This is a genomic window from Tolumonas auensis DSM 9187, assembly GCF_000023065.1.
GTDB lineage: Bacteria > Pseudomonadota > Gammaproteobacteria > Enterobacterales > Aeromonadaceae > Tolumonas > Tolumonas auensis.
In genome coordinates, this window is the sequence record NC_012691.1 from 153,379 (window position 1) to 167,500 (window position 14,122).

Consider the following 14,122-nt stretch of genomic DNA (forward strand, 5'->3'; position numbering starts at 1 on the left):
CATTGTTGATCATGATGTAATTAGTAATGATTTCAGGATCAGATGAAAAATAGGGTATAACGGGTTTGTTCAGATCAACGGTTAAATTTGGTGGTTAGTCAATTGCTCAAGGCAAACGCCAGCTCGTCAGGCAAGATTGCTCCGCAACAACGAGCGCCATTGCTCCATGTCAGCAGTTTAGATGATCTTGGCTGGTCTTCTGCTTCAGCGCTCATGCTGGAAAAAAAACAGACTGACTGGCTGCTGGATCCCGGTTCGTTAACGGCAAGATTGCAGCAACACACCAATACTTTGTCATTGCAATTACTGACTGCAGGCTGGCAGTCAAAAGATCAGGATACATCCCAACTGGTGCGTCAGGTACTGTTATCTGACGGAGAACGTCCCTGGATTTGGGGGCTGACCCAGGTTGATGCCTGTCAGCTTCAGAAAGAGTCCGAATTGCTGAACTGGTCAACTCAGCCACTGGGACAACTGCTGTTTGCGGAAGAGCAGAGTAATGTCCGATGCTTTGACATAGCTGATTTTGCGACAAGTGCTGAATTCTGCCAGATGCTGCCACGTTGGGGATGTATCCAGACCCGGCCTCTCTGGGGGCGACGGTGTGAGTTACAGTTCCGCTCCTGCCGGCTGTTGCTGACAGAAGTATTTCTTCCTGAACACCCGATGTATGGAGTGTAAACATGATGTCGGTGATACCCGCACAATGGCAGCCATACTGGCAATTAGCCCGGCTGGATAAACCTATCGGCACATTATTGTTGTTATGGCCGACATTGTGGGCGCTGTGGCTGGCATCTGCCGGAGTTCCGTCTTTTTCATTGCTGCTTATTTTTACCGCCGGCGTTTTCGTCATGCGTTCTGCCGGCTGTGTTATCAATGATTATGCCGATCGCAAGTTTGACGGTTATGTCAAAAGAACCGCTTCCCGGCCTTTACCCGCCGGTCGCCTTACGGCTGTCCGGGCGCTGCTGTTTTTCCTGTTACTGGTGTTGATCGCATTTGTTCTGGTCTGGCAACTGAATCAGTTCACGATTTATCTCTCGGTTGGCGGGTTGCTGCTGGCGGCAATTTATCCTTTCATGAAGCGTGTCACCTCATTGCCTCAGGTGGTGCTGGGAATGGCTTTTTCATGGGCAATACCGATGGCATACGGGGCGGTCGTCGGACAACTAACGGTTACCACCTGGCTGCTGTTCCTGGCGAACCTGGTGTGGACTATCGCCTATGACACTATGTACGCCATGGTCGATCGCGATGATGATCTGAAGATTGGCGTGAAATCGACCGCCATTCTTTTCGGACAGAATGATCGGCTGTATATCGCTCTGCTGCAACTGGGCACGCTGACCCTGCTGGCAATCATCGGCTGGCTGGAGCAGCTTACAGTGAGTTATTACTTCTCTCTGTTACTGGCGGCAGGGCTGTTTATTTATCAACAGTGGCTGATCCGTCACCGGCAGCGAGATGCCTGTTTTCGTGCATTCCTGAATAATAACTGGGTCGGGATGCTGATTTTTGCCGGGATCATGCTGGCCTGCTGACGCTAAAGTTTCATGATCACTCTTTGTTTTTATACAGATAACTGTATATACTCACAGTTATCTGTATAAAAACACAGGCTTATCTCATGAAGCAACTTACCCCACGCCAAGCCGAAGTGCTGGCTCTCATTCGTTCTGCGGTACAACAAACAGGTATGCCGCCGACACGCGCTGAAATTGCTTCCGAGCTTGGTTTTAAATCTGCGAATGCGGCGGAAGAACATCTGAAGGCATTAGCCCGTAAAGGTGTTATCCGTATGATGCCTGGCACTTCCCGCGGCATTCAGCTACTGACTGATGAGCCTGAAGAAGACGAAGGATTGCCTCTGATCGGGCGGGTTGCGGCCGGAGAGCCAATCCTGGCACAGCAGCATATCGAAACTCATTACCAGATCGATGGTTCATTGTTCCATCCCCGGGCAGATTTTCTGTTGCGGGTGCATGGTATGAGTATGAAAAACATCGGTATTCTGGATGGTGACTTGCTGGCGGTTCATAAGACAACCCAGGCAAACAATGGGCAGGTTGTTGTCGCCCGGGTGGGTGACGACGAAGTGACGGTTAAACGGTTCGAGCGTAAAGGTCATATCGTACAGTTATTGCCGGAAAACGAAGAGTTACAGCCGATTGTTGTCGATCTGACGCAGGAAAATTTAAGTATCGAAGGGCTGGCAGTCGGCGTGATCCGTAACGGAAACTGGCTGTAATTTGTCTCACAGTGAGCCGGAGATGGTCTGGCTCACTGTATTCTCCGTCTAGACTGCACCGGGAAAACCCAGCTGACGCCAGCTTTCATAGACGAACACAGATACCGCATTCGAGAGATTCATGCTGCGACTTTGAGGCAGCATTGGAATTCTCAGGCGCTGCGCTTCAGGCAAACTTTCAATGATCGACATCGGCAAACCGCGGGTTTCCGGGCCAAACAGCAATACATCCCCTGCTATAAAACCGGCCTCAGAAGGATAAGCTTTACCTTTCGTGGTACAGGCAAAGATTCGTGCATTGCCTATCGTGCTCAGGAAGTTTTCAAAATTGGCGTGGCGCTTGATCTCTGCAAACTCGTGATAGTCCAGACCTGCCCGCCGGAGCCGCTTGTCATCCCAGGCGAATCCCATGGGTTCGATCAAATGTAAAAAATATCCGGTATTGGCACAGAGGCGAATAATATTGCCTGTATTAGGCGGGATCTCAGGTTCATACAACGCAATGTGTAACATAGCTGACCAAGGTTAATTATTCAGGTTGGTGGTGGATAGTCGATGGCCGTCATTGCTGTCAGATAATCGACAAAAATGTGGATAACTTTGCTAAAAATTGATCTTTTATCAAGAAGCAAAAGAACAGCACACTGTATTATCGCATATCTAAACGTTGTTATCTCATCCTGGTATGTGCTGGTGAGATGAATTCTGAGTGAGTAGAAAGATAGTATATGCAGCTGACTTTATTTACGGATTACGCGTTACGGACGCTGGTTTTTCTGGCTTTACAACCAGATCAACAATTATCCACGATTACTGAAGTGGCTGATCGGTTTTCTATTTCTCGTAATCATGTCGTTAAAATCGTACATCAACTGGGTATGAAAGGCTACATTGACACCATTCGTGGAAAACATGGTGGTATTCGTCTGGCTCGTTCAGCCCGGGATATTAATCTGGGTAACCTGATCGCGGATATGGAAAATGTCAGCTGCTTATTAGACTGTCAGCGGGAAGGCTGCCGGTTAGCTCCTGGTTGTCGTTTCCAGGCGATTATGCGTAAAGCGATGCGCGCATTCATGGGCGTTTTATCTGAATTTACTCTGGCCGATCTGGTTCGGGATGAAGAGCAGATGTGTGGCTTGCTTGGGCTTGAGATCCCGGTGACAACGGTTCGTACGGAATAAAATTTGCTTTTAGAAAAAAGCCACATCCGGATGATGTGGCTTTTTTGTGTGTGTGCTGTTTTAGTCCTTCCAGAAAGAAGGGAAGAGCAGTACTGCCACCGTCAGTATTTCCAGGCGGCCCATCATCATTCCAGCCGATAAAATCCATTTGGCCGCATCCGGTAGCGAGGTGAAATTACCCAAAGGACCAATCGTACTACCGAATCCCGGCCCCACATTTCCAACAGCAGTAATGGCACCACTAATCGCTTCCAGAGGCGGTAGATTGAGCATGCCGAGCAATATTGCACTCACAATGATGACCGTCAGATAACCAAGAACAAAAGCTACAATGGAACGTACAATCGCATCATTAACCGGACGACCATTGTATTTCTGTGGAAAAACACCGGCCGGGTGCATCAGTTGACGCGCCTGTTTTTGAAATAATGCTCCGGCGATTTGGATACGGAATAATTTCAGCCCACCGGCAGTTGATCCAGAACAAGCGCCAAACAGCATCAGAAATACAAACAACACTGAGGTCATGTAACTCCATGTGCCAAAGTCGGTCAGGCCATATCCTGTTGTGGTAAGAACGGATATAACGTTAAAGGTTGTAATCCGTAATGCATCTTCAAAACTGAAAACGTCAGAGTGCCAGAGCCAAATACTCATTATCAGACTTGCGGTGATGACCAGCCAGAAAAAACCCCGCACCTGGGCGTCACGAAAGATTAATCCCTCACGACGCCGGAGACTTTGCACATAAAGTATAAACGGCAGGCCGCCGAGAAACATGAAGCCACTTGCTATCCATTGTGCTTGTGGGGAAAACGCACTCATTGAAGCATCCCGGGTAGAAAAACCCCCGGTGCTTAATGTTGTCATGGCATGATTAATCGCATCAAACAATGACATTCCGCTAAACCAATAGCCAAGGCAACAAATGAGACTCAGCATCAGGTAGACGATCAGAATGTTGCGGGCAACATTGGACATACGAGGTGAATCTTTCTCTGATCTATCAGACGATTCCATCTGGAAAAGTTTCATGCCACCGACATTCAGATAGGGTAAGACGGCCACAGCTAAAACGATAAAACCAATACCGCCTAACCATTGCAGCAAAGATCGCCACAGCAGAATCGCCGGTGGCATTTTGTCCAGCCCCTGCATTACGGTTGAGCCTGTGGTTGTCAAACCTGACATGGCTTCAAAATAGGCATCAGTAAAACTCAGTTTGCTGAGGAATATGAAGGGTAATGTCGCGAAAGCACAAGAGACCAGCCAGATGAGACTGGTCATGACGAACATATCCCTGACACTCAGACGAAAAGCCTGCTGATAGCCAAGTCTGATGAACAGCAACGAAACAATATGCGTTAATACCGCAGCAGCCAAAAACTCCGCCGTGCCTGCCGTACCACTGAAAAAAGCCATCAATAATGGCAGCCACATAAACAATGCCAGTTTTGACAGCGTCAGACCAATGACGAAAGTGATGGATTTAAAATTAATCATACGACCTACAAGAAGAACGGGCTTGGCTGAAATAGACGTTCAACCTCGGGAATATGTTTTTTATCGACTAAAAACATTACCACGTGGTCATCCTGTTGGATAACAGTAGAGTCATGCGCTATCAAAACATCATCTCCCCGGACTATGGCGCCGATAGTGGCTCCCGGTGGCAACTTCAGTTCACCAATCGAACGTCCGACTACTTTAGAGGTATGTTCGTCACCATGCGCAATGGCCTCAATCGCTTCAGCAACTCCGCGCCGTAGCGAATATACGTTGGCAATATCGGCCCGGCGAACGTGAGTCAGCAATGCCGAGATAGTAGCTTGTTGCGGAGAGACAGCAATATCAATCGTGCCACCCTGAACCAGATCGACGTAAGCACTGCGCTGGATCAGCACAATGGCTTTACGGGCACCCAGTTTTTTCGCCAGCATGGCTGACATGATATTGGCTTCATCATCATTGGTGACGGCAATAAAGACATCGATTTGTTCGATGTGTTCTTCCAGTAACAGTTCCTGATCTGCAGAGTCGCCACAGAAGACGATGGTTTCCTCCAGCATCTCGGATAATACTTCAGCGCGTTCTGCATTCCGTTCGATCAGTTTTACGCTGTAGCGGCCTTCCAGTTGACGGGCAAGACCGGCACCGACATTACCGCCGCCGACAATCATGATCCGGCGGTAAGGGCTTTCCAGTCGTTGTAACTCAGACATAACAGCACGGATATGACCAGAAGCCGCCACAAAGAACACTTCATCATCGGCCTCAATGATGGTGGTACCCTGCGGACGGATCGAGCGGCCCTGGCGGAAAATGGCCGCCACACGCGTATCTATGTTGGGCATATGCTCTTTCAGTGTGGCCAGTGCATTGCCGACTAATGGCCCGCCATAATAAGCTTTGACTGCCACCAGTCCCAGACGCCCGCCGGCAAAATCAGCGACCTGCAGGGCTCCCGGGTACTCAATTAATCGGCGCATATACTCAATGACTAACTGTTCCGGTGAGATCAGATGATCAATATGGAAAACCTCGCCTTTAAACAGGGTTTCCCGGGCGGACAAATAAGCATGAGAGCGAATGCGGGCTACTTTATTCGGCACATTAAACAGCGAATAGGCTATTTGACAGGCGACCATGTTGCATTCATCGCTGCTGGTTACTGCAACCAGCATATCAGCATCATCAGCACCGGCTTCCCGTAATACACTCGGATATGAACCGGGACCGCAGATCACTCGCAGATCATATTTATCCTGTAACTCGCGTAATCGCACCGCATCGGTATCGACCAGTGTGATTTCGTTGTTTTCCCCAACCAGGTTTTCTGCCAGTGTGCCACCAACCTGCCCGGCGCCGACAATAATGATCTTCATACCGTCACCTGTTTAGTCAATTTGGCGTAGAAGAAGCCATCCATATGCTGTTCTCCGGGATGAATCTGCCAGCCAGGCTGTAGTGCTGTATCTTTTTCATTCAGTGGAACATGAATCGCATCAGCGGTTCTCTCCAGGAAAGACTTAATCTGTGAGCTATTCTCGTCAGATAAGATTGAACAGGTTGCATACAGCAATGTGCCACCTGGTTTTAATTGTTGCCACATGGCATTCAAAATGTCGTGCTGTAAATGAGCCAACTCTGCAATATCTTCCGGCCGGCGTAACCATTTAATATCCGGATGCCGTCGGATCACGCCGGTAGCAGAGCAGGGTGCATCTAATAATATGCGATCAAATTGCGGACCTTGCCACCACTGCTCAGGATGACTGGCATCGCCATTGATCAGCGTAGCCTCTAATTGGATGCGTTGTAAATTTTCTGCAACCCTTGACAGTCGGTTAGCATCACTGTCTACCGCAACTAATTGTTTGAGTGCAGGCTGTCTTTCCAGTATATGCGCAGTTTTTCCGCCCGGTGCGGCGCACGCATCCAGAATCAATTCGTTTGGCTGTGGATCCAGTAACCAGGCCGCATGCTGCGCCGCTGCGTCCTGCACTGAACAGGCGCCATCAGCAAAACCGGGTAATTTGCTAACGTCACAGGCTTTTTCCAGCAACAAAGCAGATTCACAACTGGCATGAGGCGTGCTTTGAATCTCCACTGCTGCCAGCTGTCGCTGATATTCGTCCCGTGACTGTTTACTCAGATTGACGCGTAACCACATCGGAGGATATTCATTTCCTGCCTGCAAGACCGATACATAACCATATTGGCAGGATTGTTTGATCTTTTTCAGTAACCAGCGGGGATAGCTGAATCGGGTAGGTTCATTTTTGTCAGCTGCCTGCAGTAATTCTTCCTGTTGACGCTGAGCATTACGCAGTACACCATTAATTAATTTCCGGAAGCTGTCGCCATTGAGTAATCCGGAGGCATTTACCGTTTCTGCTAATACAGCATGCGGCGGGATACGGGTATAAAACAGCTGATAGAGGCCGGCCAGAATCAGATAATGCAGGGAACGATGTTTTCCCTTTAGTTGCCGGTCGAGTAACTGGTCAGCAATAAACTCCAGCCGGTTCAGCCAGCGCAATGTCCCGTAGCAGATCTCCTGTAATAACGCCCGGTCTTTGGCGGCGATCAACTGCTGTGCCACGGGCAATGCAGAGGATAGGGACTGGCCCTGCTCCACCACCTGAAAAATAACTTTAGCTGCGGTAGCCCGAATTTTCATAACTTACCATTCTCGGAATAATTAAGGCAGAATATTGCCTTGAAGGAACAAATCCTGACGTGCATTCAACACATCGGCAAATGACATGGCCTTTTTACCTGGCAGTTGCAGTTGTTTTATCCGTAACATACCGTTGCCGGTTGCAATATCCAGCCCGGCTTTGCTTGCCTGAATGATCATTCCCGGAGATTGCTGAGCGGTATTTGGCAATACTTCTGCTTTCCAGACTTTGATATTCAGATCGGCAAGTTTGAAGTAACTGACGGGCCATGGATTGAAAGCCCGGATACAACGTTCAATAAACGCGGCATCCTGCTGCCAGTTAATGCATGCTTCTTCTTTACTCAATTTTTTGGCATAGGTCGCCAGTTCGTTATTTTGTTTTTCAGGTTTGGCGGTGCCATCTGCTATCTGCTGAATAGTAAACAGCATGCCTTCAGGACCATCTATCGCCAGTTTTTCATATAAAGACGCGCTGGTATCTTCTGGTGTGATTGGGCATACCATTTTATGCAACATATCACCGGTATCTAAGCCCGCATCCATTTGCATGATAGTGATCCCTGTTTCCGGATCTCCGGCCCAGATAGCCCGTTGAATGGGCGCCGCGCCGCGCCAGCCTGGCAACAGGGAGCCATGCACATTAATGCAGCCTAACCGTGGCGTATCTAGTACTTGTTGCGGTAATAACAGACCATAGGCAACGACGACCATCAAATCCGGTTTTAAGGCTGCTAACTCCTGCTGAGCTTCTGCACTTTTGAAATTTTCAGGCTGGAAAACAGGAATATTGTGCTCAACAGCTAATATTTTGACCGGGCTAGGGGTCAGTTTGTTTCCACGGCCAGCAGGTCTGTCTGGTTGCGTATAAACAGCAACCACCTGCAGATTAGCATTCAGCAATGCCTGCAAATGTTTAGCTGCAAAATCAGGTGTTCCGGCAAATACAATACGAAGATTATGCACAGGTGATTCCATCAGGATTAACGTTCATTACGCGCCAGTTTTTCCAGTTTTTGCCGGATACGCTGCCGTTTCAGTGGTGACAGGTAATCAACAAATAGTTTGCCGACTAAATGATCCATCTCATGTTGTAAACAGATAGCCAGTAAACCATCGGCTTCTATTTCAAACGGTTCTCCGTGACGATCCAATGCCCGAACCTTGATCCATTCGGCTCGTGGTACAAAAGCCCGGCATTCTGGTACAGACAGACACCCTTCTTCAATTCCTGTTTCACCACGTTTTTCGATCAGTTCCGGATTAATAAAAACCATCGGTTGATCGCGATTTTCTGAAGTATCAACGACTACAAGCCGCTTGTGAATGTTGACCTGTGTCGCAGCCAGCCCAATCCCTTCTTCCAGATACATAGTTTCAAACATATCCTCTATGATATGCTCAAGGTCTGAAGTGATTTTTTCGATCGGTGTAGCAATTTTTCGCAACCGTTCATCAGGAAAACGTAAAACGTCCAGAGTAGCCATATAATTAATTAATACTCACATATCGTAACTGTCAGCCTGATTTTAGTCGGCTGGCGTCGAAAATAACAGCCGTCCGGCATAAACGGGGACAGGGATGATTATGAAACCACGTTATATCTCGATTTTTTTGATGTCTGCATTGTTTGCTTTTCAAGTGAGTGCCGATACGTTGGCCTTGAAGAAGGATCACCCGGACAGATATGTCGTTCAGAAAGGCGATACGCTGTGGGACATTTCGGGACGATTTCTGACTAAGCCCTGGTTATGGCCAAGGTTGTGGGATATGAACAAGCAGATTAAAAATCCGCACTGGATCTATCCGGGCGATCGTCTGCGTCTGACCTGGGTTAATGGTCAGCCCAAATTGGTTCTGGACAGCTCTGATGCCCGCAGCGGAAAGAAAGTTATTACCTTAACGCCAAAGATGCGCATTGAAGAGAAACAAGGCCCTGTCTCAACCGTCGAATATTCGGACATATCTCAGTTCCTGCGTGCGGATATGGTCGCTGATTCAAATGTAGATCTTGAGCATATGCCGTATGTCCTGGGAGAAAATGATGATACCAGTATTTTCATGTCTCAGGGACAGACGCTACATGTCCGCGGTAAACCGGACTTGAATACCAACTATGGTGTATATCGTATTGGTAATGTCTATAAAGATGAGCAGACAGGCGAAGAGTTAGGACGGCAACTGGAGCTGGTGGGTGTGGTGCAGCCAAAAGAGCTGTATGACACGGATATCACTTCTGTTGAAGTTCTTTCCAGTTTTAGTGAAATCCGCCGAGGCGATCGTTTGCTGCCAATGCTGAGTGAAAGCAGTATCGATGCTTTTTTTGTTCCGCAAGCCGGTAATTTATCCAAACCAGCACATGTCATTGATATACCGATGAAGAGTACTTATGTCGGACGTTATGACACTGTCATTATTGACAAAGGGGCTCGGGAAAACCTGAAACCCGGCGATGTTTTCGGTATTGTTCGTCCGGGGGCTGAGGTGGTGGATAATGGGCCGGATAACGTTATTTATGAACAAGATGGTACAGCAGGCGAGAAATTGCAGAAAAAAACAACCTTGCGCGCTGATCATATTGGTGAAGTAATGATCGTTAAAGTCTATCAGAAAACCAGTTTAGCCATAGTGATGAATAGTCGGGCTATAGTGCGGGCTGGTTATGCGGTGGAAAATCCCTGAGCAATCGTTATCTCAAAATGAACTGGCGCTGTGGTTACATCTAACTAATATTCCAGGTATTGGCCCCGTCAAAGGGGCCAAATTATTACAACAGTTTCCCATTACCGCGCTTTCTCAATCTCAATTATCTGATTGTGGCTGGAATCAGCAGCAGATTGAGCGTTGGTTTGATTTTTCTCCTGAAACATATAAACCAATCATTGATTGGGCTGACGAAACCAGCCGTTATATTCTGCATTTTGATCATCCGTCCTATCCAGCTTTATTACGTAATGTTGTTGGTGCACCATTGGTTCTGTTTGTTGCCGGTGATCTGGCTGTGTTAAATCAGCAGCAGTTGGCGGTTGTGGGATCAAGAAGACCCACTCAGGATGGCCGTGATGCTGCGCAGTCTTTTACCAGTGAGTTAGTTCGCCAGGGTTTTGCCATTACATCCGGATTGGCATCCGGCATTGATGCGGTTAGTCATCAAACCGCACTGCAGCAAGGTGGCCGGACCATTGCGGTTCAGGGCTGCGGGCTGAGGCATGTGTATCCGGCTAAGCATAAACGGCTGGCCAGCCAGATCCTGGAACAGGGTGGTGCTCTGATTTCAGAGTTTTTCCCGGAAACCTTACCCCGCGCAGAATATTTCCCCCGGCGTAATCGGATTATCAGTGGATTGACGGTTGGTACTCTCGTCATTGAAGCAGCAGAAAAAAGTGGTTCGCTGATCACTGCCCGCTGTGCCTTGGAACAAAATCGGGAAGTTTTCGCCGTACCAGGAAGATCAAACAATCTAAATGCCAGAGGTTGTCACAGATTAATTCAGCAGGGTGCAAAACTTGTTTGTGATGTTGCCGATATAATAGAAGAAATAGGTATTTTCCCCCGGATGGTAGAGCATTATGGAGAAACGGGACCTATCGCGGAAGAACCTTTATCTGATTTGCCATTTTATCGATTGTTAGATAACGTAAGAAGTGATGAGGTAACGTCGATCGATGTGATCGCTGCTACCAGTAGGTTACCTGTTCAGGAGGTGATGACGGAATTAATCACACTCGAATTAGAAGGATTAATTTTGTCAGTACCGGGTGGTTATGTGCGAACGAGGAGTGCCTGATCATGTTTGATGTCTTAATGTACCTGTTCGAAACATATGTGCAAAGTGAGTTGGACTTTATGGTCGATCAGGATGCCCTGACCGACGAGCTGACTCGTGCCGGCTTTCAGAAACCCGAAATTTACAAAGCATTATCCTGGCTTGAACAATTAGCTGCATTACATGATAGTGAAGATGCACCAGAATATACTGCCTGTGCCTCTGATTCTTTCCGTATTTATGCTTCCGAAGAGATGCTTAAATTAAGCACCGAGTGTCGGGGTTTCCTGCTATTCCTGGAACAGATCCGTGTGCTGAACTGTGATACACGGGAAATTGTGATTGAACGCCTGATGGAGCTGGATTCACCGGAAATTGAACTGGATGATCTTAAATGGGTCGTCATGATGGTGTTGTTTAATCTGCCTGGTGGTGAAAATGCCTGCCACCAGATGGAGGAGCTGATGTTTGAACCAGAAGCAATCACGATCCAGTAACACAGAATGCTGATATTGCACAATGAGTAAAATCGACACCACATTGTTTACTGCGCAGGAACACGCTCTGGATAAGGAATATCGCCTTTGTCCGGAGTGTGGTGGTGCGCTGTCATTACGCAGAAGTAAACACGGCTTATTTCTTGGTTGCGAAAATTATCCCGACTGTCAGTTCATGCGTCCCTTACAGCAACAGAATGTTCTGATAGAGAAAATATTAGAGGACTCAAGTTGTCCGGAATGCGGAAAACTACTGGCAATTAAAAAAGGGCGTTTTGGTTTATTTATTGGCTGTACTGGCTACCCGGAATGTTCACACATTGAAACAAACAATACGACCCTGGCCGATACATCGCTACTACCTGACTGCCCTGTTTGTCAGCAGGGGCAATTACAGGCAAAAACGTCACGTTATGGTAAAACTTTTTACGCCTGCAGCAACTATCCTAAATGTAAGTACGCCATTAATGACAAACCGATAGCGAAGGCATGTCCTCAGTGTGGTTTTAGTCTTTTGGTTGAAAAACGAACGCGGCAGGGTATCCGTTTTTGTTGTCCACAAAAGGACTGTAACTACAGCGCTGAATCACTATAATGCGACTCACTATCACTCAGTAACTCGAAGCAAGGAAGAACTTCTCATGTCAAATCCATTTGTAGCGATCCTGATGGGCTCCGATTCCGATTTCCCGGTTATGCAGTCTACCCTTGAGGTATTGAAATCATTCGATATCCGCTATGAAGTAAAAGTGACATCTGCACACCGCACTCCCGCTGCTACTCATGCCTATGTGACTGATGCTGAAGCCCGTGGGTGTAAAGTTTTTATCTGTGCTGCGGGTCTGGCTGCTCATCTGGCTGGCGCAGTTGCCGGTATTACCACTCGCACTGTTATCGGTGTACCAATTGATGGTGGTCCATTGAAGGGTATGGATGCTCTGCTGTCTACCGTTCAGATGCCTGGCGGTGTACCGGTTGCAACTGTTGCTATTGGTAAAGCCGGGGCAAAAAATGCGGGTTATCTGGCTGCGCAGATCCTGGCAGTAGCTGACGATGCATTGGCTGCCAAAGTGAAAGCTGAGCGTCAGAAAAATGCTGAAGAAGTCATGGCAAAAGATGCTGCACTGCAAGCACAACTGAAATAATTATGAAGGAAGGCGACGCAAGTCGCCTTTATTGTTAATGACGGAAAACTTACAACAAGCATGTCAAATCCTGCGATCCGGCGGTGTCATCGCCTATGCAACTGAAGCTGTCTTCGGTTTAGGCTGTGATCCTGATAATGAGACTGCCGTTCATAAGCTACTGCAGATAAAACAACGCCCGATCGAGAAAGGACTTATTCTGATTGCTGCAAGCTGGGAACAACTGGCCCCGTATCTTGATGTCAGTCTGCTCACCGAAGAACAGCTGCAGCGGGCGCAAAAAAGCTGGCCCGGTCCATATACCTGGGTTTTCCCGGCAAAAATCTCAACACCTAAATGGTTAACCGGACAGTTCAGTTCATTAGCGGTACGGATCAGTGCACATCCTCAGGTTCAGGCGCTGTGTCTGATGTATGGTAAGCCAATGGTATCGACCAGCGCGAATCTGACGTCACTTCCGCCTTGCCGTACCGTAGAAGATGTTCGCTCCCAACTCACCGGGAGAATAGACTATATATTGCCGGGTGATGTAGGTAAGCAAACCAACCCTTCAGAAATCCGTGATGTGATCACCAATCAACTCATCCGGGCGGGATAGCCGTTTCTGTTGTTGTGATCCCGTTGATAACAAAGAGGCACTCCATGGATCGTTATGCTGTTTTTGGTAATCCGATTAACCACAGTAAATCGCCGTTCATTCACACATTATTTGCCCGTCAGACACAACAACTGCTGACCTATGAAAAGATCGAGGCACCAGTTGATGATTTTGTTGGTTCTATCCGTCGTTTTTTTGCAGAGGGCGGAAAGGGGGCAAATGTTACTGTGCCATTCAAAGAGCAAGCTTTTCAGTTAGTAGATCAGCTGTCTCCGCGTGCGAAACTTGCTGGTGCTGTAAACACATTAAAGTTAACTGATGATGGCCTTTTACTGGGTGATAACACGGACGGTGCCGGTTTGGTACAGGATCTGAAATATCATCTGGAAGAACTTGCCGGGAAAAAAATCCTGTTACTGGGGGCTGGTGGTGCTTGCCGTGGTGTAATTGGGCCATTACTGGAGCAACGTCCCTCCGAAATCGTTATTGCTAACCGGA

The 14,122-nt window shown here is 47.8% G+C and carries 17 protein-coding genes (1 of these 17 cut by a window edge); 11 read left to right on the forward strand and 6 right to left on the reverse strand.

The genetic code is table 11. From position 1 onward, the window contains the following. The first annotated feature begins 90 nt into the window (after positions 1–90). The 3 genes from TOLA_RS00745 (at position 91) to lexA (ending at position 2,251) form a co-directional block, all read left to right on the forward strand. Positions 91–681, forward strand: a complete 591-nt coding sequence (locus TOLA_RS00745; protein ID WP_148210402.1) for a chorismate--pyruvate lyase family protein — start codon at positions 91–93, stop codon at positions 679–681. A 2-nt stretch (positions 682–683) separates the two neighbouring features. After that, on the forward strand, positions 684–1,544 hold the full coding sequence (gene ubiA / locus TOLA_RS00750) for a 4-hydroxybenzoate octaprenyltransferase (RefSeq protein ID WP_012728374.1): 861 nt from the start codon (positions 684–686) through the stop codon (positions 1,542–1,544). 86 nt (positions 1,545–1,630) lie between these two features. After that, positions 1,631–2,251 (forward strand): transcriptional repressor LexA, encoded by a 621-nt coding sequence (gene lexA, locus TOLA_RS00755; RefSeq protein ID WP_012728375.1) that lies wholly within the window; start codon positions 1,631–1,633, stop codon positions 2,249–2,251. Between the two features lie 48 nt (positions 2,252–2,299). On the opposite strand, the gene trmL is transcribed toward lexA, so the two are convergent. Continuing rightward, the gene (trmL, locus tag TOLA_RS00760; protein WP_012728376.1) at positions 2,300–2,764 is read right to left on the reverse strand and encodes a tRNA (uridine(34)/cytosine(34)/5-carboxymethylaminomethyluridine(34)-2'-O)-methyltransferase TrmL; all 465 of its coding nucleotides are present in this window, start codon (positions 2,762–2,764) and stop codon (positions 2,300–2,302) included. A 215-nt stretch (positions 2,765–2,979) separates the two neighbouring features. Here trmL and TOLA_RS00765 point away from each other — a divergent pair, with 215 nt between their 5' ends. Then, positions 2,980–3,435, forward strand: coding sequence for an Rrf2 family transcriptional regulator (locus tag TOLA_RS00765; protein WP_012728377.1), 456 nt, complete (start codon positions 2,980–2,982; stop codon positions 3,433–3,435). Between the two features lie 60 nt (positions 3,436–3,495). Here the strand turns inward: TOLA_RS00765 and TOLA_RS00770 are convergent, their stop codons facing one another. Genes TOLA_RS00770 through def form a run of 5 tightly spaced genes read right to left on the reverse strand, consistent with a single transcriptional unit; the run spans position 3,496 to position 9,105 of the window. Continuing rightward, positions 3,496–4,938 (reverse strand): TrkH family potassium uptake protein, encoded by a 1,443-nt coding sequence (locus TOLA_RS00770; RefSeq protein ID WP_012728378.1) that lies wholly within the window; start codon positions 4,936–4,938, stop codon positions 3,496–3,498. A gap of 5 nt (positions 4,939–4,943) precedes the next feature. Next, on the reverse strand, positions 4,944–6,320 hold the full coding sequence (trkA, locus tag TOLA_RS00775) for a Trk system potassium transporter TrkA (protein WP_012728379.1): 1,377 nt from the start codon (positions 6,318–6,320) through the stop codon (positions 4,944–4,946). Beyond that, positions 6,317–7,618 carry a 16S rRNA (cytosine(967)-C(5))-methyltransferase RsmB gene (gene rsmB / locus TOLA_RS00780; protein WP_012728380.1) on the reverse strand — a complete coding sequence of 434 codons (1,302 nt, stop codon included), beginning with the start codon at positions 7,616–7,618 and terminating at the stop codon, positions 6,317–6,319. The genes trkA and rsmB overlap by 4 nt, the downstream gene beginning before the upstream one ends. A gap of 21 nt (positions 7,619–7,639) precedes the next feature. Then, complete coding sequence (gene fmt / locus TOLA_RS00785; RefSeq protein WP_012728381.1) at positions 7,640–8,584, reverse strand: methionyl-tRNA formyltransferase; 945 nt, start codon at positions 8,582–8,584, stop codon at positions 7,640–7,642. 17 nt (positions 8,585–8,601) lie between these two features. Then, positions 8,602–9,105 (reverse strand): peptide deformylase, encoded by a 504-nt coding sequence (gene def / locus TOLA_RS00790; protein ID WP_012728382.1) that lies wholly within the window; start codon positions 9,103–9,105, stop codon positions 8,602–8,604. A gap of 283 nt (positions 9,106–9,388) precedes the next feature. Between def and TOLA_RS00795 the strand changes: the two genes are divergently transcribed. The 7 genes in view from TOLA_RS00795 to aroE are tightly spaced (at most 46 nt apart) and all read left to right on the forward strand, a layout consistent with a single transcriptional unit that may run on beyond the window. Then, positions 9,389–10,300, forward strand: coding sequence for a LysM peptidoglycan-binding domain-containing protein (locus tag TOLA_RS00795; protein WP_245534220.1), 912 nt, complete (start codon positions 9,389–9,391; stop codon positions 10,298–10,300). After that, entirely contained in the window at positions 10,281–11,405 is a 1,125-nt protein-coding gene (dprA, locus tag TOLA_RS00800) for a DNA-processing protein DprA (protein ID WP_012728384.1), read from the forward strand. The genes TOLA_RS00795 and dprA overlap by 20 nt, the downstream gene beginning before the upstream one ends. Before the next feature lie 2 nt (positions 11,406–11,407). After that, entirely contained in the window at positions 11,408–11,881 is a 474-nt protein-coding gene (locus TOLA_RS00805) for a DUF494 family protein (RefSeq protein WP_012728385.1), read from the forward strand. Between the two features lie 22 nt (positions 11,882–11,903). Further along, on the forward strand, positions 11,904–12,476 hold the full coding sequence (locus TOLA_RS00810) for a DNA topoisomerase family protein (protein WP_012728386.1): 573 nt from the start codon (positions 11,904–11,906) through the stop codon (positions 12,474–12,476). A gap of 46 nt (positions 12,477–12,522) precedes the next feature. Further along, entirely contained in the window at positions 12,523–13,026 is a 504-nt protein-coding gene (gene purE, locus TOLA_RS00815; RefSeq protein ID WP_012728387.1) for a 5-(carboxyamino)imidazole ribonucleotide mutase, read from the forward strand. Positions 13,027–13,063: 37 nt separating this feature from the next. Further along, positions 13,064–13,624 carry an L-threonylcarbamoyladenylate synthase type 1 TsaC gene (gene tsaC / locus TOLA_RS00820; RefSeq protein ID WP_012728388.1) on the forward strand — a complete coding sequence of 187 codons (561 nt, stop codon included), beginning with the start codon at positions 13,064–13,066 and terminating at the stop codon, positions 13,622–13,624. 44 nt (positions 13,625–13,668) lie between these two features. Then, positions 13,669–14,122 carry the 5' portion of a shikimate dehydrogenase gene (gene aroE, locus TOLA_RS00825; RefSeq protein WP_012728389.1) on the forward strand. 368 nt of this gene lie beyond the right edge of the window, so the window shows 454 of its 822 coding nt (coding positions 1–454); it begins with the start codon at positions 13,669–13,671; its stop codon lies beyond the right edge, outside the window.

Bases quoted from the DNA above. Each gene is read 5' to 3' on its own strand.
- ubiA (WP_012728374.1), top strand. From the start codon at position 684: ATGATGTCGGTGATACCCGCACAATGGCAGCCATACTGGCAATTAGCC.
- lexA (WP_012728375.1), top strand. From the start codon at position 1,631: ATGAAGCAACTTACCCCACGCCAAGCCGAAGTGCTGGCTCTCATTCGT.
- trmL (WP_012728376.1), bottom strand. From the start codon at position 2,764: ATGTTACACATTGCGTTGTATGAACCTGAGATCCCGCCTAATACAGGC.
- TOLA_RS00765 (WP_012728377.1), top strand. From the start codon at position 2,980: ATGCAGCTGACTTTATTTACGGATTACGCGTTACGGACGCTGGTTTTT.
- TOLA_RS00770 (WP_012728378.1), bottom strand. From the start codon at position 4,938: ATGATTAATTTTAAATCCATCACTTTCGTCATTGGTCTGACGCTGTCA.
- trkA (WP_012728379.1), bottom strand. From the start codon at position 6,320: ATGAAGATCATTATTGTCGGCGCCGGGCAGGTTGGTGGCACACTGGCA.
- rsmB (WP_012728380.1), bottom strand. From the start codon at position 7,618: ATGAAAATTCGGGCTACCGCAGCTAAAGTTATTTTTCAGGTGGTGGAG.
- def (WP_012728382.1), bottom strand. From the start codon at position 9,105: ATGGCTACTCTGGACGTTTTACGTTTTCCTGATGAACGGTTGCGAAAA.
- TOLA_RS00795 (WP_245534220.1), top strand. From the start codon at position 9,389: ATGAACAAGCAGATTAAAAATCCGCACTGGATCTATCCGGGCGATCGT.
- dprA (WP_012728384.1), top strand. From the start codon at position 10,281: ATGCGGTGGAAAATCCCTGAGCAATCGTTATCTCAAAATGAACTGGCG.
- TOLA_RS00805 (WP_012728385.1), top strand. From the start codon at position 11,408: ATGTTTGATGTCTTAATGTACCTGTTCGAAACATATGTGCAAAGTGAG.
- TOLA_RS00810 (WP_012728386.1), top strand. From the start codon at position 11,904: ATGAGTAAAATCGACACCACATTGTTTACTGCGCAGGAACACGCTCTG.
- purE (WP_012728387.1), top strand. From the start codon at position 12,523: ATGTCAAATCCATTTGTAGCGATCCTGATGGGCTCCGATTCCGATTTC.
- tsaC (WP_012728388.1), top strand. From the start codon at position 13,064: ATGACGGAAAACTTACAACAAGCATGTCAAATCCTGCGATCCGGCGGT.